The organism is Caballeronia glebae, from assembly GCF_001545035.1.
GTDB classification, from domain to species: domain Bacteria; phylum Pseudomonadota; class Gammaproteobacteria; order Burkholderiales; family Burkholderiaceae; genus Caballeronia; species Caballeronia glebae.
In genome coordinates this window covers 18,276-38,901 of record NZ_FCOJ02000047.1, presented here as the reverse complement: position 1 = coordinate 38,901, position 20,626 = coordinate 18,276, and the positions used below count along the sequence as shown (strand labels likewise).

The following is a 20,626-nucleotide window of genomic DNA, read 5'->3' as shown; positions in this document are numbered from 1 at the left end:
CTATCCACCGTGCGTATGCGGCGGCGCTGTGTCGCTAGCTCATGCGGCGTAGTCCGAAGGGACTAGCGGTCGTGCTTTCAGCTTTTTTGAGATGCCAGCGCGATGCAACTCGCCGGATCGATCGAAAAATGAATGGTCTCCCCGACCGGCGTCTTGTGCGACGGATGCACGCGCGCCAGCACGATCTGTTCGCCGACCCTGATCTGGAAATCGAGCGTTTCCCCGAGAAACACTTTCGCCGCGACCGTGCCGGTGTACACGTTGCGCGCGCCCACGCCATCGAGCGATTCGTGGACCATGACGTTTTCCGGGCGCACGGAAATCGCGACTTCGTCGCCGGGACGACACGACACGGCGTTCGCCACCGCAATCGGTCCGATCGACGATTCGATCAGCACGTTGCCCTCGTCGCCTTCGCAATCGCGCACGCGGCCATCGATGAAATTGGTCGTGCCGACGAAGTCCGCGACGAACCTGCTGTTCGGCAAATCGTAGATCGCGCGCGGCGCGGCCTTCTGCACGATCTGGCCGTCTTTCATTACCGCGATCTCATGCGAGAGCGCGAGCGCTTCTTCCTGATCGTGCGTCACGTAGATTGTCGTGATGCGCAGTTCGCGCTGCATGCGCTTCAATTCGAAGCGCATCTTGTCGCGCAGTTTCGCGTCGAGGTTGGAAAGCGGCTCGTCGAGCAAGAGCAGCTTCGGCTCCATGACGAGCGCGCGCGCCAGCGCAAGGCGCTGCTGCTGCCCGCCGGACATGCGCGTCGCCTCGCGATGCGCGACGTGATCGAGTCCGACGGCGGTCAGCACGCGCATCACCTTCTCTTCGATTTCGCGCTTCGAATACTTCTTTTCCCCGACTTCGAGCGGAAAGCTCGCGTTGCGAAACACCGTCATGTGCGGCCAGATCGCGTAGGACTGAAACACCATGCGGAACTTGCGCCGGTTCGGCGGCACGAAGGTCTCGTCGCGCGCGGAAAATACGGTCACGCCGTTCACCGAAATCGAACCGCCGACCGGACGTTCGAGCCCGGCAATAGAGCGCAGTGTCGTCGTCTTGCCGCAACCGCTCGGGCCGAGCAGCGTGAAGAGCTTGCCTTCGGGCACGTCGAACGACACGTCGCGCGTCGCTCTCACGCGCACGTTGTTGCCATCGACATATTCGGTGTTCAGGCCTTGTACGTTCAGCACGTTCGTCTCCGATGTAATTCTTTTCAGCCGTGGCTGGCTTTCACGCCGAATTTGCCGCCGATCCATTGAAGCAGCATGACGAGCGCGAGCAATGCAAGCACGAGCATCACCGAGAGCGCCGAGAGTTCGACGTACTGCCCGTTCTGCCACAACTCCCAGATCACGATCGAGACCGTTTCCGAGCCCGGGCTATAGAGCAGGATCGAGCTCGACAGTTCGCGAATCGACACGATCATCACGTAGATCCAGCCCGCCAGAAGTCCCGGCTTGAGCAGCGGCAACACGATGCGGAAGAACGTCGCGCTCCAGCTCGCGCAGCTCATTGCGGCGGACTCTTCGAGTTCCTTGTGGATCTGCACCATCGACGTGGTGGTGTAGCGCATGCCATACGGCATGAAGCGCGTGATGTACGCGATCAGCAAAATCCACAGCGTGCCGTAGATGCCGATATCGACCTTGAGCGACACGATCATGAACGAGAGGCCGAGCACGAGCCCAGGAAACACGAGCGGCAGCGACGCGAGATTGTCGAGAAACCAGCGGCCCGGCAGCTTCGTCTTGATGACGATCCAGCAGATCACCGCCGAGAGCAGCATGACGGCGCTCGCGCAGCCGAACGAAAGCAGAAGACTATTGACCACCGCGTGACGCAGCGTCGAGAGATGCAGGATGTAGCGGTAAGCATCGAAGGAAAGATGATGCAGCGCGGCGAGCGACGGCGTGCGGTAATACTTCTGCAGCGACGACCAGAGCAGCACGGCGAACGGGAGCGCGACGATCAGCAGGAAGTACACGACGAACACGCCGACCGTGAGATACCGCCATTTGCCGATTTCCACGACGCGCGGACGAAAGCCCTTGCCGCTCATCGTCGAATACTTGCCGCCGCCCGAGGACACGCGCGATTGCAGATAGAGTCCGACTGAAGTGATCACGAGCAGCAGCATCGAATACGACGATGCGAGACCGATCTGACTCGGATACTGCTCGATCGCCTCGTAGATCGACGACGTGAACACCTGCAACTTCACCGGCAAGCCGATGAGCGCCGGCACTTCGAACGACTCGAGCGCGCGCACGAAGAGAATCAGCATCGTCGAGACGATGGCGGGAAACGCGAGCCGCAGCGTGATGCGCCACATCGTGCGTGCGATGCCCGCGCCGCTCATCAACGACGATTCCTCCAGCGACGGGTCCATGCCGCGAAACGACGCCGACATCAGCAGGAAGGCCATCGTCGAATAATGCAGGCCGTCGACCCAGATCATCCCGCTCATGCTGTAGATGTTGAAGATCGGTTTCGTCACGCCGAAGAGCGATCCGAGCGCCATGTTCAGCACGCCGATTTTCGGGCTCGCCAGAAAGATCCACGCGATGGTGAAGAGAATGCTCGGGACGATCAGCGGGACGATGGTGATCGCGTAGAAGAACTTGCGAAACGGCGTGTTCGTGCGCTCGATGATCCACGCAAGCACGGTGCCGATCGAGAACGACACGCACGCCGCGCCGAACGCGAATTTGAGCGAGTTGAAAAGCGTGCGCAGCGTTTCGGGGCTGCCGTAGGCGAGCTTGTAATTGCCGAAGGTGAAAACGGCGGGATTGTCGGCGACTTGCGGCGTGAAGAAGCTTTGCCAGAAGAGGAAGACGAGCGGGATCAACGCAAGCACGCCCACGACCGCGACTGCGCCGCCGATCACGAGCCGCTTCGTATCGAGCCGCGTGGAACGCGATATTGCAGCTTTCATCGCATCGAATGTCAGTTCCAAGCGCGGCCCCTCCTCGAAGTGATCGACTGAGTTTCATCGGATGAAGGGCATCATAAGCTTAGGTAACTAAGCAAATAAACCTGCGGAAAATACTAGGGGCCGGCTGGCACGGTGAGCGTTCTGTGCAATGAAATAAAAAGGCGCGGCGCGGCGTTGAGAGCCGCACCGCGCCGTATGCATGCGCAACCGGTTTGAAAGTTCAGCCCGGCACGCGCCTCGCCTCCATCTCATGAGGCGACCCCGACAAGCGCCCCATCAGGAACACCGCGCAGCCCGCGACGAGCACCGGCAACGCCGCGACACGAAACACTTCCGCGGGCGTCCAGTGCGCCGAATACATCACGCCGACGATCAACGGCCCCGCGATCCCGCCAAGGCGTCCAATGCCCAGCGCCCAGCCCACTCCGGTTGAACGCAGGCTCGACGGATAGTAGATGGCCGCAAGCGCGATCACGCTCTTTTGCCCGCCGCTGATGCAAAAGCCCGCGCAGAACACCGCGATCATCAACAACCACACGGGCGCGGCGAACGTCGACGCCACCATGAACATGAAGAGGCAACCGGCGGCGTACATCGCTGTCAACGTGACATACGGGCCGACGCGGTCCATCGCCAGTCCGAGCGGCAGGGCCGAGATCACGCCCGCGATCGTCGGCAAGGCCGTCACCCACACGACCGTCGCGGCGGGATAGTTGAGGCCGGTGAGCATCGTCGGCAGCCAGCTTTGCAGGAAGTAGAACTCCGCGAGATTCAGAAAGAACACGCCCCACAGCAGCAATGTGCCGACCGACGTGCGTCCGCGAAACAGCGCTGCAACGCTCGCTCTCGATTGTCCTTCGTCTTCGAGAATGAAGCCGCTGCCCGGCGGAATCGGCGCGGACGGAAACACTTTCAGCACGAGTTCGCGAATGCGTTCATCGGCTTGCGGCCGTTTCTTCAGGAACGCAAGCGACTCGGGCAGCATGAACGCGAGCGGCAACGTGAGCGAAAGCGGCGCGACCGCGCCCGCGAGCATCAACGATTGCCAGCCAAACGCGGGCAACAGCACGCCCGAGGTGAATCCCGCAACCACGAAGCCCAGCGAGAAGCCGCAATACACGAGCAGCACGAAGGTCGAGCGCACGCGCTTCGGCGCGAACTCGCACGTCAACGCGACCGCGCTCGGCGCCGCCGCACCGAGACCGATGCCGGTCAGAAAGCGCAAGCCGATCAACTCGGTGACGTTCGTCGCGAATACCGTGAGCAGCGTGAAGATCGCGAAGAACACGGTGCTGAAAACCATCATGCGCTTGTGACCGAAACGCCCCGACAGCGGTGAAATCGCGAGATAGCCGACCATCAGGCCGACGAGCGCCGCCGAAAAAATCGAGCCGAGAATCTCGCGCGGCAAGTGCCATGTTTTCGCGAGCACCGGCACGATGTAACTGACGGCTTGCGTGTCGAAGCCATCGAGAAACATCAGGAGCGCGCACAGCAGCACGATCAGATATTGCCGACCGTTGATGCGCTGCCGCTCGATGATGTCTGCAACGTCGATACTTGGGGAACCCACTTTTTTGTCTCCGTTCGCTTGTTATATGAATGTGCCGGACGCTATTGCTATGCTGCCGGTTCGAGCGCGTTGGTCTGCACGAAGGCGTCGCAGAAGAACTCGTCTTCCGGCAGACCTGCTTGCGTGAACTCGTCGCGCGCGGCGCTCGTCATCGCCGGACTGCCGCATGCGTAGACCTGATGTTCATCGAGCGAAGGATGATCCGCCAGCACCGCCCGATGCACGGGACCCGCGCGGCCCGTCCAGTCATCGTCGGGATCGGACAGCACCGGAATGAACTCGACATGTCCCTCGTCGTGCCACTTGCGCGCGAGATCGGCAAGATACAAATCCTGCTTGCGGCGCGCGCCCCAGTACAGCTTCATCGGGCGCGCGAGCTTGCGCTTGATCGCATCCTCCACGATCGACTTCACCGGCGCGAAGCCCGTTCCCGTCGCGACGAGAATCACCGGCTTCTCCGATTCGTCGCGAAAGAAGAACTCGCCATAAGGTAGTTCGATACGCAACTTTGCGCCGACCGCGAGTTCCTTCAGCGCGTCATCGGAGAAGCGGCCGCCCGGCACGTGGCGCACGTGAAGATGCACGCCGTCGCTTTGATGCGGCGGATTCGCCATCGAATAGTTGCGGACGGTTTCATCGTCGAGATGAACCTGCAGATACTGGCCCGCGCGAAACTTCGCGCGCACGCCGATCGGCAGGCGCAGTTGCAGCACGGTGACATCGGGCGCTGCCTGCGTGATACGAAACACGGATGCATCGAGCTTCTTGCGCACGATGCGCTCGCGCTTCTCGATCTTGCGCGGCGCGATCGTCATGTTCGCGGCGGGACGCACGCAGCACATCAAGGCTTTTTCGATGACGCCTTGCGCGTTCATCACGCCGCCCTGACACTCGGAACACACACCCTTGCGGCACGAATACGGCAGCGCGAAGCCCGCGCGTTCGGCGGCGTCGAGGACGCTTTCGCCATCGTTGCAATCGAAACTAATGTCGCTCGCGGCGACGCTGATCTGATAAGACACTGACACTCCTTTCAAGCTGGCGATGAGCCGCGTGCCACGAGACCGATCGCGCCGAGCAAGGGCGCGGGGTCCGCGACGAGTTGGCCGGCAATATCGAAGCCGCTGCCATGTCCGACGCTCGAAAACACCACGTCGCCGCCGATCGACATCGCCGCCGAGTTGCGCCCGGCGCGCAGCTTCACCGGAATGTGGCCCTGGTCGTGATACATCGCGACGAACACGTCGATGTCCTCGCGCGTGAGCAGCAAGTCCGCGCCTTGCGGCCCGATCACGTCGATGCCTTCATCGCGCAACGTCGCGACGGCCGGCTCGGTCACGTCGATATCCTCGCGGCCGAACAAGCCGCCTTCGCCCGCATGCGGATTGATGCCCATCACGCCGATGCGCGGCCGCTCGACTCCCAGCGCGTTCATCGCGCGCACGGCCGCGCGAGCCGCGCCTTCAACCTGTTTCGACGTGAGACGCGCAAGCGCGCACGCGAGTCCTTCATGCAACGTTGCGTGAACGATGCGCAGGCCGCCGCCGACGAGCAGCAGATACACGTCGTCCGATGCAAGGCCGAGATGCTTCGCGACATAACCGGGATAGCCCGCGAACGTCGTGCCCGATGCGTTGATCGCGGTCTCCGAATGCGGACATGCGATGACGGCATCGGCGCGTCCAGCGCGCGCGAGATCGAGCGCCGCGCGCACATACGCGAGCGTCGCCGCGCCCGCCGCCGCGCTCACCGCGCCGGGTTTGAACGAATCGGCGGGAAGGGCGTCGACGTTCAGCACGTCGAGCGCGGCGGGAGAGAACGCGGGCAAGGCATCGGCGGATACTTCGCGCACGTCGAACAATGGCGCGCAGCGTCGCGCATACCAGCGGATCACGTGCGCATCGCCGACGAGCACCGCGCGCGGGCCTTCGTCGAGCGCGAGCCGCGCCGCCGCTTTCACGGCGATTTCCGGTCCGATGCCGTTCGGGTCGCCGATGCAAAGCGCGATGACGGAAGCGGCGCGCGTCATAGCGGCAATGCGAGCAGCGTGTCGATGCGCGAGCTGTCGCACACCGCGATTCGCTCGCGCAGTTTCACGCTGCTTTCGTGACGCACGTAGACGTCGAGATAACGACCGGTGACGAAGAGACTCGTCGTGCCGTCGCGCATGATGCGCGCGACCATGAACGAGGTTTCGCTGCGCACTTCGTCGCCATTCTCCGACACGATGTATGGCTGTCCGAGCAAATGCCGATATGCATGGCGCTCGTAGATGTTCGCATCGCGCAGCGAAGCGATGCGGTCGATCAGCATGCCGCGCGACGCCGCGTAGATCAGCCCCGCTTCGAGACCGCGCTTGTGGTTTTCCTCGGTCGTCACCTTGTACACGCATTCGCCGACGAAGAAGTCCGGCCATTGCGTCAGATCGCCATCGTCGATGCAGCGCGCGTATTCTGCCTGCGCCCGCGCGATCAACTGAAAAGTGTCTTGCATGATGCTGGTCCCCGTCGTGCTCAATAGTTCATTGCGTGGCGATACGCCTTCCAGAACCCGCGAATCGAGGCTTCCGTCACGCGGCTCTCGCTGCTCTCGGCGGTGTCGCCGCCCATTTCGATGACCGAGCACGCGTGCTCCGCGCCTTCGATGCCGCGTTGCACGAAGCCGCCGACGCAGCCGTCTTCCATCGACACATATCCCGCCGGGCCGACGAGATTCGCCTGACGCAAACGCATTTCGCGCAGCTCGGGCGTGTCGTCCTCGAAGCCGAGATAGGTCCAGTTGAGTTCGGTCTCCGCGATGCCGCGGGGAAGGATCTGGCGCACGGCGATCGCGTTCTGAATCTGCTGCAGCACGAAGCCAGGGAATACGGAAAGGATTTGCAGCGTGATGCCGTCGCCGAATTCATCAGTGCCCTTGAGCACGGATGTGTCTTCCAGCCGATGACCGCTTTCGGAGCGGATGTTCTGCTGCGAGTAATCGGCGCTGGCCGTTTCCTTCGCATGATCGACGGCCGAATAGCTGACGTGATGCGCGCCGCTCGGATCGACGATGATTCCGCCGCGCTGCGAAAGCCGATTCAACTGAAACGTCGTAAAGAACAGATGCAGGATGCTCGCGTGATAGGAGTCCTTCACGTTCTCGACATAGAGCTTCCAGTTGTTCGGCAGCATCTGCGTGAAGCGGCCGAGCACGACAGGCTTGCGGCCTTCGAGCACGCGCGCGATGCGCGACACGATTTCCTCGCCGAGATATTCATCGAGCGGCGCGACGTCGTCGGAATAGCTGCCGAACACGAGGCCGTGCAGCGTCTCGACGCGCAGCTTGCGCAGGCCGTGATCTTCCATGCAGAAGTCGGGCTTCATGCCGCCCTTGCCGTTGATGCCGTCCTTGAACGCGACGCCGAGCAGATCGCCCTGCAAGTTGTAAGTCCACGCGTGATAGACGCAACTGAAGTCCTTCGCGTTGCCCTGGTCTTCGAGACACACGAGCGCCCCGCGATGCGCGCAGCGATTTTCGAACGCATACAGTTCGCCGTCTTCATCGCGCGTGACGACGACGGGCGTATCGCCCACGAACGTCGAGCGGAAATCGCCCGGATTCGGCACTTCGACTTCGAGGCACAGAAAGTTCCAGTTCGCGCCGCGAAACACGTTGTCCTGTTCGTCGGCATAGACGTCCTGGCTCTGGAAGATGCTGTACGGCACGCGCGTCAGCCCTTCCTCGGGCCACGTCACGTTGGCGCGCGGCGCCGGTTTGATGGGGATGATGTTCAAGCGTTTTCTCCTTCGATGTCTCGATGTCTCGCGACGGCATCCGATTTCTTGTCCGATCCGGCGCTTGACACTGCCTCGCCGATGTGTTCGAATACCGTACATTGTTCGAATATAGAACTATCATGACATCCGTCAAATTGCCTGTCAACGGCGACGACGGCGCGCCCGCGTCGCTAGCCGATTCCGAATTCACCGCCGAAGAAGCGTCGGAACCCCGTGCGCGCGAAGGAATGGGCGGTCTCGCGAAGGGACTCGCGATCATCGAGGCGTTCAGCGCGACGACCGTGCGGATGACCGTCGCGGAGGCCGCGCGCCTCGCGGACGTCACGCGCCCCGCCGCGCGCCGGTGTCTGCTGACGCTCGTCGATCTCGGCTATCTCGCGCACGACGGCAAGTTCTTCACGCCGCTGCCGCGCATGCTCAGATTAGGCGGCGCGTATCTCAGCACCTCGTCGCTCGCGCAGATCGCGCAGCCGCTGCTCGCCGCCGCGCGTGACGAGTTGCAGGAATCCGTGTCGCTCGCCGTGCTCGACGAAGGGCATTCGGTGTTCGTCGGGCGCGCGGAGGCGCTTCGCATCGTGTCGACGGGCGCGAAGCTCGGCGGCCGCTTGCCTGCGTATTGCTCGGCCACGGGCCGCGTGCTGCTGTCGCAAAAATCGGAAGGCGAAATCGCGCGGCATATCTCGGCCGTGCCGCTCAGAAAGCTCACCCCGCGCACGATCAGCGCGCCCGACGAAGTGATCGCCGCGATCCATCGCGTGCAGACGGACGGTTACGCGATCAGCGACGAGGAACTCGAACTCGGCATGCGCGCTATGGCCGTGCCGGTGAAGAACCGCATGGGCGGCATCGAGGCGGCGGTGAGCGTGAGCGTGTCGTCGGCGCGCGTGAGTGTCGATGCGATGCGGCGCGACTTCCTGCCGGTCTTGCAGCAAGTCGCCGCACGGCTCGAACGCGCGCTTTGATCACCCTTTATTACGTCTGCAATCTCACTCCTTCGTTGTAGACTCATCTACTCCTTTCGGAGCGGGCGCAAGCGTCTGCTCCCCGCGCGACACTCCGTCGCATCGGCTTGATCTGAGACAAAATTTCAACCATTCGCGTCATCGCGAAAAATCGCGCGTGGCATGATCTGGACGCGGCGCAAAGCCGTGCAACGGCGTTCTTCCCGGGACGCTTCGATCATTGAAACCAGCGAATGCAATGAATGAAAATACCCACCGTTTAGCAGTGCCATTGTTATCGGGGTTGATAGCCAGTCTTTCTCTTTCGGGATGCAAGCTGGAGGTGCTCGACTCGAAAGGCGTAATCGGCTCGGCTGAAGTCTCGCTGATCGCCACTGCGACGTACACCATGCTTCTCGTCGTAGTCCCGGTGATCCTGCTCACCCTGTTTATCGCATGGCGCTATCGCGCGTCCAACACTAAGGCCACGTATGCGCCGAAGTGGGCGCATTCCACGGCCATTGAAGTCGCGATCTGGGCGATTCCCGCCGTCATCATCTTGTACCTCGGCATCCTGACGTGGAAAACCACGCATGAGCTCGATCCGTACAAGCCGTTGCAATCCGATGTCAAGCCGATCAACGTCGAAGTCGTCGCGCTCGACTGGAAGTGGCTGTTCATCTATCCGGACCTGGGCGTCGCGTCGGTGAACCAGCTCGCCTTTCCGGTCGGCACGCCGGTGAACTTCCGCGTCACGTCGGATGCGGTAATGAATTCGTTCTTCATCCCGCAACTCGGCGGTCAGATCTACGCAATGGCCGGCATGCAGACCCAACTGCACCTGCTGAGCGATCACCCGGGCGACTACGCGGGCATCTCGGCGAACTACAGCGGCAAGGGCTTCTCAGACATGAAGTTCCGTGCACTGGCCATGTCCAGCGCCGACTTCGACGCGTGGGTCAAGAAGGTCAAGAGCGCGCCCGAGAGCCTCAGCATGGACGTCTACGCAGGTGTCGCGCGTCCGAGCGAGAAAGTCGCGGTGCGCTACTTCTCGACCGTCGATCCCAAGCTCTTCAATAACATCGTCGCGAAGTACAACTACGGCAACTCCGTAGTAGGCGCAAATTGTGCAACCAAGGGGTAAGCATGTTCGGCAAATTAACGCTTGAGGCGATCCCGTACCACGAACCCATCATCATGATGGCGACCGCCCTCATGGCGGTGATAGTGCTTGGTACGGTGGGCGCTCTCACCAAATTCGGCAAGTGGGGCTGGCTCTGGCGCGAGTATCTGACTTCCACCGACCATAAGCGCATCGGCGTGATGTATCTGGTCGTGGCGGGTCTCATGCTCGTGCGCGGCTTCATCGACGCCGTCATGATGCGCGCGCAGCAGGCCATCGCGATGGACTCGCCTGGCTATCTGCCGCCTCATCACTACGACCAGATTTTCTCGGCGCACGGCACCATCATGATCTTCTTCATGGCCATGGCGCTCTTGGTCGCACTCTTCAACCTCGTCATACCTCTTCAGATCGGCGCGCGGGACGTGGCTTTCCCGATGCTCAACTCGCTGTCGTTCTGGATGACGGCGGGTGCGGCGATACTGATCAACCTGTCGCTGTTCATCGGCGAGTTCTCGAAGACCGGCTGGCTCGCGTATCCGCCGCTTTCAGAGACGCAGTTCAGTCCGGGCACAGGCGTCGACTACTACATATGGGCGCTGCAAATCTCGGGCGTCGGCACGCTGCTTTCGGGTGTGAACTTCTTCGTCACCATCGTGAAGATGCGCGCGCCCGGCATGACGTGGATGAAGATGCCGGTGTTCGTCTGGACGGCCTTCTGCTCGAACGTGCTGATCATGGCGACGTTCCCGATCCTGACCGTGGCGCTCGCGCTGCTGGGCCTGGACCGCTACCTCGACATGCACTTCTTCACGAATGACGGCGGCGGCAACCCGATGGTCTATTTGAACCTGATCTGGGCCTGGGGTCATCCCGAGGTCTACATTCTGGTTCTGCCGGCCTTCGGCATCTATTCGGAAGTCGTCGCGACCTTTTCCAAGAAGCCGCTGTTCGGCTACAAGACGATGGTCTACGCGACGTGCTGCATTATGGTGCTGGCGTTCCTCGTGTGGCTGCATCACTTCTTCACGATGGGCTCGGGCGCGAACGTCAACGCGTTCTTCGGCATAGCGACGATGATCATCGCCGTTCCAACCGGCGTGAAGATCTTCAACTGGATGTTCACGATGTACCGCGGCCGTGTGCAGATGACTTCGCACATTCTGTGGTCGATCGGCTTCATCATCACCTTCACGATCGGCGGCATGACCGGCGTGATGCTCGCCATCCCGGGCGCGGACTTCCTGCTGCACAATTCGCTGTTCCTGATCGCTCACTTCCACAACACGATTATCGGCGGCGTGGTGTTCGGTTACTTCGCAGGTGTGTCGTACTGGTGGCCGAAGGTGTTCGGCTTCAAGCTGAACGAAAAGCTCGGCAAGAGCGCCGTCGTTTGCTGGATCGTGGGCTTCTTCGTGGCATTCATGCCGTTGTACGTGCTCGGCTTCATGGGCGCAACCCGACGCATGAATCACTACGACAACCCGGAATGGCAACCGTACTTCATCGTCGCGGCCGTGGGCGTGGCGATCATTGCGGTGGGCGTCGTGTTCCAGGCCGCGCAGATCATCGTTTCGACCAAGAACCGTAACAAGCCTGAGTATCGCGACGTCACGGGCGATCCGTGGGATGGCCGCACGCTCGAATGGTCCATCAGCTCGCCGCCGCCGAAGTACAACTTCGCGCGCATACCGCAGATCAACGAACTGGACGCGTTCGCAGAAGCCAAGGAAACCGGCAAGAGCCTCTATCAAGGCGCGTTCCGCGACATCCACATGCCGTCGAACACGAGCGCGGGCATCTTCATCGGCGTATTCAGCATGGTGCTCGGCTTCTCGCTGATCTGGCATATCTGGTGGCTCGCCATCGTCTGTGCCCTGGGCATTGCCTTTACCGCCATCGCTCACAGCTTCCTGAAGAACGAGGGTTACATCATTCCCGCATCGACCGTCATGGCCATCGAAGGCTATAAGGGTCCGCAGTCGCCGCTCAAGACGGGCGCGGCGCGCGATGTGGAACTGGAGGTTGTCTAATGTCGTCGCAATCGATGCAATCCCCGCAACACGCTCAGGAGCATGAGCACGTCCCGTCGCAATCGGTGTTCGGCTTCTGGGCCTACCTGATGACGGACTGCGTGCTGTTCGCTTCCCTCTTCGCGACTTTCGCAATGTTCGCGATGGAGACAGTGGGCGGCCCGACGGGCAAGGATCTGTTCAAGCTGAACGATGTCGGTTTCGAAACCGGCCTGCTTCTCGCGAGCAGCCTGACCTTCGGATTCGCGATGATCAGCGCGACGCGCCAGAAGACGTGCATGACGCTGGCGTGGCTGGTCGTCACGTTCGCACTGGGCGCGGGCTTCCTGTACCTCGAACTGCACGAGTTCGCGCATCTCGTGGCCGCAGGCGCGGGCCCGAGCCGCAGCGCGTTCTGGTCGGCGTTCTTCACGCTGGTCGGCACGCACGGTCTGCACGTCACGCTCGGCATGATCTGGATGCTCGTGCTGATCGTACAGATGGTGCTCAAGACGGGCTCGGAAGAGCGGCGCCTGCGTCGTCTCGCGTGTCTGAGCCTCTTCTGGCACTTTCTGGACATCGTCTGGATCTGCGTGTTCTCCTTCGTCTATCTTGCGAGTTTCGTGTAATGGCTACTACACATACCAACCATGACGCGCATCACAGCGATGTTCCGCACGTCAGCGCGGGAGGTTATCTCCTCGGCTTCGTGCTGGCGGTCGTGCTGACCGTGGCGTCGTTCCTGAGCGTGACCTCGGGCGCGTTCAAGGGCGAAAGCGCGCTGGTCGTGCTGGCCGTGCTGGCCGCGGTACAGGTGATCGTGCATGTCGTTTTCTTCCTGCACGTGAACACGTCGAAGGGACAGCGCTGGCATCTGTTGTCGTTCGCGTACACCATTGCGATGTCGCTGATTTTGATCGTCGGCACCGTCTGGGTGATGCATAACGTGCATATGTTGATGATGGCGCGCTAATCGCTTAAGTTTTTCAGTGATCGAAGGCGGACCCGCGGGTCCGCCTTTTTTTCGTCCGTCGAAAACGCCACTCCTGCGCGAATTCATCATCCGGTGAAGAATCTTGACAATCCGCGAAACGAGGAAGAATATCTGTCCATAATTTGATTTGACAATCCACAATATGGACAAGGAGACACGATGAGCGCGCCAAAGCCCGCCGCGGACGCCATGACGCCGTATCAACTTCCGTTCCCCAAGGAAGCGCAGAAAGAGATCGTCGTGCCCAGCGCGATTCCCACCGACGAACGCGAGTGGGTGCCGCAGGCCGAAAACGTGTGGTTCCGTCCGCTATGCCTGAATGTGTCGACTGGCTACTGGATGAACCTCCTGCGTGTGCGCAAATCCGGCGTGCTGTCGCGTCACCGTCATCCGCAAGCGGTACACGGCATGGTGCTGAAAGGCCGCTGGCGCTATCTCGAACATGACTGGGAGGCGACCGAAGGCAGCTACGTCTTCGAGCCGCCCGGCGAAACGCACACGCTCTATGTGCCGGAAGACGTCGAGGAGATGATCACCTACTTCCAGGTGAACGGCGTGATGTTCTATTGCGACCCGTACGGCAACTACACCGGCTACGAGGACGTATTCACCAAAGTCGACATGTGCCGCAAGCATTACGAGTCGGTCGGTCTCGGCGCGGACTTCGTCGATCAGTTCATTCGTTAATTTCCCCAACCACCTCTAGCAGACTCAAAAGAGCATTCGGAGGAGACAACATGCTGGAAAAATCACCGCGCCTGAAGCGCATTCAGTGGATCGCGCTCACGTTTCTGACGCTCGCGGGCATCGTGAACTATCTCGATCGCAGCACGCTCTCGATCGCGAATCACTCCGTCACGCAGGAACTCGGGCTCTCAGCCTCGCAGATGGGCCTGCTGCTCTCCGCGTTCTCGTTCGCCTATGCGTTCTCGCAGTTGCCCATCGGCGTGATGCTCGACCGCTTCGGCGCGCGCATCATGCTCGGTCTGGGCATGTTCGTGTGGTCGGTCGCGCAGTTGTTCGGCGGGCTCGTCACCGGCCTGCACCAGTTTCTCGCGGCGCGCATCGCGCTCGGCATCGGCGAGGCGCCGCAGTTTCCGGCGGGCGCGAAAGTGGTGTCCGAATGGTTCGCGCAACGCGAACGCGGCAAGCCGACGGGCATCTTCGTCACCTCATCGACGATCGGACCCGCGCTCGCGCCGCCGATCCTCACGGTACTGCTGCTGTCCTTCGGCTGGCGCAACATGTTCGTCATCATGGGCGTGCTCGGCATTGCGGTGTCGATCGGCTGGTACATCGTCTATCGCAATCGAAAAGACGTGAAGCTCGAAGCGCAGGAACTCGCGCATCTGACCGAGGGCGAACCGGCGCAGCGCGCGGAACGCAACATGACCTTCGCCGAATGGCGCGGGCTGTTCGGCAAGGCGACCACGTGGGGCATGATCTTCGGCTTCATGGGCGTGATCTACATGGTGTGGCTGTATCTGACGTGGCTGCCCGCGTATCTCGAACACGAGCGTCATTTGACGATCGCGAAGACAGGCTGGGTCGTGACGATTCCGTATCTCGCGGGCACGCTCGGCATGCTGTCTTCGGGTTTTATCGCCGATGGCCTGATGGCGCGCGGCGTCGCTCCGATCCGAAGCCGCAAGTGGCCGATCTGCTCGGGTCTCATCGGTGGCGCGCTCTTCACCGTGCCCGCCGCGTTCACGCCGAATCTCACGCTCGCCATCGTGTATCTCTCGGCCGCGATGTTCTTCGTCAACATGGCGAGCGGCGCCGCGTGGGCGCTCGTTTCCGTCGCCGCGCCGCGCCACATGGTCGCGTCGCTCGGCAGCATCCAGAACTTCGGCGGCTATTTCGGCGGCTCGTTCGCGCCGTTCATCACCGGTCTCGTCGTCGAAAAGACGCACTCGTTCGTCAACGCGTTCCTGATCAGCGCGGCCGTCGCGTTCGCCGCTGCGCTCGTCTACATGTTCGTCGTGCGCGCGCCAATCGAGGACGCCGAGCAGCAAGCCGCCGCCGTTCCCGTCGTCTGAATCGAAACCATATGACTTTTCAAGCTGATCTCTTCAAGGGCAAGACCGTCGTCGTGACCGGCGGAACGCAGGGCATCGGCGCGGGCATCGCGCAGCAGTTCGCGGCACTCGGCGCGCGCGTGATCGCCGCCGGCCTCGCGCCGAGCGATGCGCAACGCGATGCATTGGGTGCATTGGGCGATGGCATCGAACTCGCCGCCCTCGATGTCGCCGATGCCGACAGCGCCGCCGCGCTTTTCGCCAGCCTCGATTCGCTCGACGTGCTCGTCAACTGCGCGGGCATGATCCGTCGCGGCGACGAGCATGACATCGAAATCTTCGAGCGCGTGATCGCCGTGAATCTCAACGGCACGATGCGCATGTGCGCCCACGCGCGACCGTTGCTCGCGAAGAGCAAAGGTTCGATCGTCAACACGGCGTCGATGCTGACGTTCTTCGGCGGCGGACTCGTGCCCGCGTACAGCGCGAGCAAGGGCGGCGTCGCGCAACTGACGAAATCGCTCGCGATCGCCTATGCCGCCGACGGCATTCGCGTGAATGCGGTCGCGCCCGGCTGGATCGCGACGCCGCTCACGCAAGCGCTGCAGGAGGACGACGGCCGCTCGCAAGCCATTCTCGACCGCACGCCGATGAAGCGTTGGGGCTTGCCAGAAGATGTCGCGCGCGTGACGGCGTTTCTCGCGTCGCCGGCGGCGTCGTTCATGACGGGCGCGATCGTGCCCGTCGATGGCGGCTATCTCGTGGCATGATTCGCAGCATCATGCTTGCTGACTCTCCCGCCCTCGACGCCGCCAAAGCCACCGGCACCGCCGCCTTCTCGAAGTTCATGGTGGTGCTGCAACTCATCGCCGATGCCGACGAAGCGCCGACCATCGCGCGTCTCACCACGGCGAGCGGTTATCCGCGCCCGACCGTTTATCGCATCGTCGGTGCGTTGATCGCGGAAGGCCTGGTCGTCGAGAGCGCGCGCGGCGCATGTTACGCGCCCGGTCCGCGCCTGATGTCGCTCGCGAGCCGCAGTTGGGAGCGCTCCGATCTGCGCATCGCCGCCACCGACGCGTTGCAGGCGCTGCGCGACGCGACGCAGGAAACGGTGCATCTGGCCGTGCGAAGCGGCTCCGAGATGGTGTACGTCGAGAAGCTCGAAAGTCCGCATGCGGTGCGCATGGCCTCGCGTATCGGTACGCGCGTGACGCTCTATTCGAGTTCCGTCGGCAAGGCCTATCTGTCGACACAATCGCCCGCCGAACGCGATGCGCTTTTGCACGGCATCGCGTTCGCGCGCTTCACGCCGAATACCATCGTCGATCGAGGCGCGCTCGACGCGGAACTCGACGCGACCCGCGCGCGCGGCTACGCCGAAGACCGCGAGGAAAACGAGGCGCAGATTTTCTGCTACGGCTGCGCGATCGTCGGCGCGAACGGCGTGACGCTCGGCTGCGTCAGCGTCAGCATTCCGCTGTTCAGAAAGAGCGCGACGCCGCTCGAAACCTACGTCGAACCGTTGAGGCAAGCGTGCCGCGCGGTCGCGGAACGCATGTCGCCAGGCACGCGCTGACGCGTTACCGGACGCGACGGAACGTGCCGGCCGCGTCCGCGCGCTGCGCAATCAGCCGTGGCAGACGCGGCAACGTGTGCGGCCAATGCGTCGCCTCGTGCGCGAAGCGCGCCGCTATGCTCCTGAAGCTAAGTTGATCCGCCGCGAGCCGCACGATGACCTTGCGCGCGATCTTCCACACATCGAGGTCCGGCGCGATCTGCTGCGCGGCGCGCTCGATGCGTTCCGCCGAGCGCGAGAGCAGCACCGCCCGCGACGCAATGCGCCCGTGCGACGCGCTGAACATGTGCTCCGCGGGCGCCTTGCCGATCGCGCCGAACAGATGCGCCACGCCGACATTGCGGCGCGCGTTCGGTGAAGCAAAACGCTCGGCTTCGCGCCGATACGTCGCTTCGACGCGCACTTCATGCTGCGTCGCGTTCGCCTCAGGGCGGCCGTGTTCGAGATGCGCGCGCGCCGCCGCCTTGTGATCGCCCTCCATCAGCGCATGCGAAACGCCGACGATGAAGTCGCGTTCGTGCGCCGCGAAGAACATCATCGGATTGTCGGCTTCGAGCACGATCTGGCCGCGCGTCTCGCGCTCGATGCTCACGCGCGCGCCCGCCGCATCCAGTCCCGCGTGATACAGCCCGACGCCCAGCGCCATTTCGAAGAACGCTTCGATGAGCGTCGCGAGGACATCGGCCTGATCGAGCCCGCATGACGCGAGCGCTTGCGCGTCCGAGAACGCGGCGGTTTCGATCGCGCGCGTAGTCAGCACCGAATCGTTGCAATAGTCCCAGAGCACTTCGGGCACGGCGAGACGCTCGTCGTCACGCAGGCGGAAGCGCAAGTAGCTCTGGTCCGCGGCGCGCTGGCGCAGATCGATCATCGCTTCCACGCTCTCGCGTGAACGCCGCACCCACTCCACCGGATGCAGGTCGCGCGCCTTCGCCGAGCGTCGTTCCGCGAATCGCGCCGCCGCTAGCGCGAGGTCGAGATCGTCGTCTAGTTCGGCATGCGCGTCGGCGCGCAATAGCGTGACGCGCACCGCCATGTCGCGGATGCGCGCGCGATGCGTCTGCTCCGCGATGCCCGAGCGCAGCGGCACGTCGCTCAGATCGGTGAGTTCGAAAGATAGCGTTGGCGGGAACGCGGCCTTGCACGCGTCGCGAAAGCGAGTCGCGTCGTAAGGCGTGAAAAGCCCGTCGACTTCGGTCAGCGCGACGCGCACCGCCGTTTCCGCGAGCGCCGGATGACGCGCGAGCGCGCCGGATGCGTTTTCCAGCACGCGCGAGAGTTGCGAAAGCGCAGGCACGCCGGCGCCGAGCGGCGCGGCGCGTGCGCCGTGCGTGGCGAAGAAATGCGCCACGCGCGTCATCGCTGCGCCGTCGCCTGTCAGATGGCTTTCGTGGACGAACGCCCGGCCAAGCCGCCAGAGCGTCGCAAGTCGTCGCAGAAACAAATTCAGGCTCGTCGAAAGTGAATTGAAACCGCTGAAAGGCTGCGATGCCGCTCGTGCGTGGCACCCGGATTGCTCAATGTGTAACACGATTTCGCTGACGTTGCACACGGATGGCTCGATCTTCATCTCTCGATCGAGGAACGAAATCACTTACTTTGTTATCCTACTTATCTTCACGCTCACTTGATTCATCCATGACATTCGAAAAGGAGTTGCGTCAGGCGCTCACCGAGCAGGCCGGTGTGCGCAGTTTCTTGGTCGCGCATGACGATCGCGTCGTGTTCGAGCACTATCGAAGCGACCTCGGGCCGGAAACCTTGCACGACGTCAATTCGGTCACGAAGACCGTTGTCGGACTGGCGGTCGGCGCGGCGCTGCACGAAGGCTTGCTGCCGCCGCTCGACACGCCTGTCGGCCAGATCTTGCCGCAGATGCGCGAGCACGATCTCGATCGACGCGTTAAGCGCATCACGCTCCGGCACCTGCTCACGATGACGTCGGGCTTCGAGTGGGATCAAAGCGTCGTCGACGAGTGCGTGCTCGGTCCCTGCGAACAGTTCAGCCGCGAAGAGAGCCGTCTGCGCTTCATTCTGCGACGGCCGATCGCGCAGCCCGGCATGCGTTTCGAATATGACTCGCACGCGGTGCAGTTGCTGTCGCAGGTCATCGAATCAGTTTCGGGACGCACGCTCGAATGCTATGCGCGCGACGCGCTGTTTGCGCCGCTCGGCATCTCGGCGGGCGAATGGATCAGCGACGAGGACGGCCACACGTTCGGTGGACGCGGCCTCATGCTGCGCACACGCGACATGATCGATCTCGGCCTCCTGATGATGCATCGCGGCGTATGGCGCGGCGCGCGAATCATAGACGAAGCGTTCATCGACGAAGCCATATCCGTGCAAAGCGACGGCGGTCCGCCGATGGACGATGCCCAATACGGCTATCTCTGCTGGATCGATCCACGTTACGTCTTCGCGGCGGGACACGGCGGACAGTTCATTTTCATCGCGCGGCGAGAGCTGATCGTCGCGGCGGTCGCGTCGGAAATCCATCCTCCCACGGAACATGTGCGCCGACTTTTCGAGCAATTCGTGCTCGACCACATGGACTCGTTTCGCTGATCGATCCAGTTCGTTGTAGCAAGCGAAACATTCTATAGGATGCGTCTTAGCCGTTTCTTAATCGGGATGATGCTTAATAGCACTCATCGCAAATTAACGGTGTGGAAATGAAATCCCTTCAAGTTACCGTCGACGCCCAAGGCAATGCTGTCGTTTCTCATTCGATGCCGATCGGCGAACATTGCCGCAGCCGCGCGCGTCGGCTCGCGTCGCTCATCGACACGCTCGCCGCGCCGGGCGGCATGGAGCGTCTCGGCGAGTTCGCCGAACCCTTCAAGCGCGAAATGTTCACGCTGATGCAGTCGCTCGCCGAAGAGCAGATTCCGAATCTCGAAGCGCTCGAAAAGCACATGGCGCAGACCTACTACGAACGCGGCGTTCGCGCGGCGATCGAGCATCGTCAGAAAGAAGAGGCCATCAAAAGTCCCCAACCTCTGCCAGTCGCTCAAGGCCACTGAGCCTGTGGCGCCAAAGGAGGACCGCGCGCAGCGCCGGTTCGCCTGACCTGACGATAGCCAAGCCCTCGCATCGGTGTGCGAGGGCATTTTTGTATCATTTCGTCGATTCGTGATGCGTAACAATCGCCTTCCTGTATCTTAATAACAAGACAACGTATCAATATTGAGATGAACTCGCTCAGAGGCGCTCAAATCGCAATAACTGGTAACGACAAAACAGAGAGGCGCCATGCAACACCATTCCGAAACGCCGACGGCGAGAGTCATGTATATCCTGGGCCAGATCGGCGCAATCATCTGCCATGAACGCGGCCCGTCGCCGCAGACGAACGTCCTGAACACAATGGCTTCGCGTCCCGCCGAAGGCCTCAGGCTGACGGTCGACGAAATGAACGCATCGTGGCCGCCGCTGCGCGGACACCGGCGGACGCTGCTGCAGTGGAAGCACAAGGAGATCCGGCGTCTAAGCGGCATGCTGCCCGATTGCCTGCCCGAAGCCGTGTCCGCGCATGCGCAGATGCCTTTCTGGGCGGGTTATTGCCAGTACTGGGAGGCCATGCTGCAGGATCGCGGCGAGCGCAGCCGCGGCCGGCCTGCATTGAAGCTGGTCCATACGTCCCACAAGCGCCCCGACGCCTGAGCGATTCCC

At 62.2% G+C, this 20,626-nt stretch carries 20 protein-coding genes; 12 read left to right on the top strand and 8 right to left on the bottom strand.

Annotated elements, in window-relative coordinates:
- Positions 1–77: 77 nt before the first annotated feature.
- The 7 genes from AWB82_RS26530 to AWB82_RS26500 form a co-directional block, all read right to left on the bottom strand.
- On the bottom strand, positions 78–1,190 hold the full coding sequence (locus AWB82_RS26530; protein ID WP_086972324.1) for an ABC transporter ATP-binding protein: 1,113 nt from the start codon (positions 1,188–1,190) through the stop codon (positions 78–80).
- A gap of 23 nt (positions 1,191–1,213) precedes the next feature.
- Positions 1,214–2,956 carry an ABC transporter permease gene (locus tag AWB82_RS26525; RefSeq protein WP_086972323.1) on the bottom strand — a complete coding sequence of 581 codons (1,743 nt, stop codon included), beginning with the start codon at positions 2,954–2,956 and terminating at the stop codon, positions 1,214–1,216.
- Between the two features lie 199 nt (positions 2,957–3,155).
- Entirely contained in the window at positions 3,156–4,508 is a 1,353-nt protein-coding gene (locus AWB82_RS26520; protein WP_086972322.1) for an MFS transporter, read from the bottom strand.
- Between the two features lie 47 nt (positions 4,509–4,555).
- Positions 4,556–5,530 (bottom strand): FAD-binding oxidoreductase, encoded by a 975-nt coding sequence (locus AWB82_RS26515; RefSeq protein ID WP_086972321.1) that lies wholly within the window; start codon positions 5,528–5,530, stop codon positions 4,556–4,558.
- Positions 5,531–5,541: 11 nt separating this feature from the next.
- Positions 5,542–6,537 (bottom strand): PdxA family dehydrogenase, encoded by a 996-nt coding sequence (locus AWB82_RS26510; protein WP_086972320.1) that lies wholly within the window; start codon positions 6,535–6,537, stop codon positions 5,542–5,544.
- Positions 6,534–7,004 carry an aromatic-ring-hydroxylating dioxygenase subunit beta gene (locus AWB82_RS26505; RefSeq protein WP_086972343.1) on the bottom strand — a complete coding sequence of 157 codons (471 nt, stop codon included), beginning with the start codon at positions 7,002–7,004 and terminating at the stop codon, positions 6,534–6,536. The genes AWB82_RS26510 and AWB82_RS26505 overlap by 4 nt, the downstream gene beginning before the upstream one ends.
- Before the next feature lie 17 nt (positions 7,005–7,021).
- Complete coding sequence (locus tag AWB82_RS26500; protein ID WP_086972319.1) at positions 7,022–8,281, bottom strand: aromatic ring-hydroxylating dioxygenase subunit alpha; 1,260 nt, start codon at positions 8,279–8,281, stop codon at positions 7,022–7,024.
- 122 nt (positions 8,282–8,403) lie between these two features.
- Here AWB82_RS26500 and AWB82_RS26495 point away from each other — a divergent pair, with 122 nt between their 5' ends.
- From AWB82_RS26495 to AWB82_RS26455, 9 genes are all read left to right on the top strand, one after another.
- Positions 8,404–9,246 (top strand): IclR family transcriptional regulator domain-containing protein, encoded by an 843-nt coding sequence (locus AWB82_RS26495; RefSeq protein ID WP_086972318.1) that lies wholly within the window; start codon positions 8,404–8,406, stop codon positions 9,244–9,246.
- 238 nt (positions 9,247–9,484) lie between these two features.
- The gene (cyoA, locus tag AWB82_RS26490) at positions 9,485–10,369 is read left to right on the top strand and encodes a ubiquinol oxidase subunit II (RefSeq protein WP_086972317.1); all 885 of its coding nucleotides are present in this window, start codon (positions 9,485–9,487) and stop codon (positions 10,367–10,369) included.
- Between the two features lie 2 nt (positions 10,370–10,371).
- Positions 10,372–12,381: a cytochrome o ubiquinol oxidase subunit I gene (gene cyoB, locus AWB82_RS26485; protein WP_086972316.1), complete on the top strand. Its 2,010-nt coding sequence runs from the start codon at positions 10,372–10,374 to the stop codon at positions 12,379–12,381.
- A complete protein-coding gene (gene cyoC / locus AWB82_RS26480; protein WP_086972315.1) occupies positions 12,381–12,989 on the top strand; it encodes a cytochrome o ubiquinol oxidase subunit III in 609 nt (202 codons plus the stop codon). Before cyoB ends, cyoC begins: the two co-directional genes overlap by 1 nt.
- Complete coding sequence (gene cyoD / locus AWB82_RS26475; RefSeq protein WP_086972314.1) at positions 12,989–13,333, top strand: cytochrome o ubiquinol oxidase subunit IV; 345 nt, start codon at positions 12,989–12,991, stop codon at positions 13,331–13,333. The genes cyoC and cyoD overlap by 1 nt, the downstream gene beginning before the upstream one ends.
- A gap of 180 nt (positions 13,334–13,513) precedes the next feature.
- Complete coding sequence (locus AWB82_RS26470) at positions 13,514–14,041, top strand: 2,4'-dihydroxyacetophenone dioxygenase family protein (RefSeq protein ID WP_086972313.1); 528 nt, start codon at positions 13,514–13,516, stop codon at positions 14,039–14,041.
- A gap of 50 nt (positions 14,042–14,091) precedes the next feature.
- Entirely contained in the window at positions 14,092–15,393 is a 1,302-nt protein-coding gene (locus AWB82_RS26465; protein WP_086972312.1) for an MFS transporter, read from the top strand.
- A gap of 11 nt (positions 15,394–15,404) precedes the next feature.
- Positions 15,405–16,142, top strand: a complete 738-nt coding sequence (locus AWB82_RS26460) for an SDR family NAD(P)-dependent oxidoreductase (protein ID WP_086972311.1) — start codon at positions 15,405–15,407, stop codon at positions 16,140–16,142.
- Positions 16,139–16,951 (top strand): IclR family transcriptional regulator, encoded by an 813-nt coding sequence (locus AWB82_RS26455; RefSeq protein WP_086972310.1) that lies wholly within the window; start codon positions 16,139–16,141, stop codon positions 16,949–16,951. Before AWB82_RS26460 ends, AWB82_RS26455 begins: the two co-directional genes overlap by 4 nt.
- 4 nt (positions 16,952–16,955) lie before the next feature.
- Here AWB82_RS26455 and AWB82_RS26450 read toward each other — a convergent pair whose 3' ends face one another.
- Positions 16,956–18,395 carry an AarF/UbiB family protein gene (locus AWB82_RS26450; RefSeq protein ID WP_086972342.1) on the bottom strand — a complete coding sequence of 480 codons (1,440 nt, stop codon included), beginning with the start codon at positions 18,393–18,395 and terminating at the stop codon, positions 16,956–16,958.
- 194 nt (positions 18,396–18,589) lie between these two features.
- Here AWB82_RS26450 and AWB82_RS26445 point away from each other — a divergent pair, with 194 nt between their 5' ends.
- The 3 genes from AWB82_RS26445 (at position 18,590) to AWB82_RS26435 (ending at position 20,617) form a co-directional block, all read left to right on the top strand.
- On the top strand, positions 18,590–19,519 hold the full coding sequence (locus tag AWB82_RS26445; protein ID WP_159462627.1) for a serine hydrolase domain-containing protein: 930 nt from the start codon (positions 18,590–18,592) through the stop codon (positions 19,517–19,519).
- Positions 19,520–19,626: 107 nt separating this feature from the next.
- On the top strand, positions 19,627–19,977 hold the full coding sequence (locus AWB82_RS26440) for a hypothetical protein (RefSeq protein WP_086972308.1): 351 nt from the start codon (positions 19,627–19,629) through the stop codon (positions 19,975–19,977).
- A 229-nt stretch (positions 19,978–20,206) separates the two neighbouring features.
- Positions 20,207–20,617: a hypothetical protein gene (locus tag AWB82_RS26435; RefSeq protein WP_086972307.1), complete on the top strand. Its 411-nt coding sequence runs from the start codon at positions 20,207–20,209 to the stop codon at positions 20,615–20,617.
- The last annotated feature ends 9 nt before the right edge of the window (positions 20,618–20,626 follow it).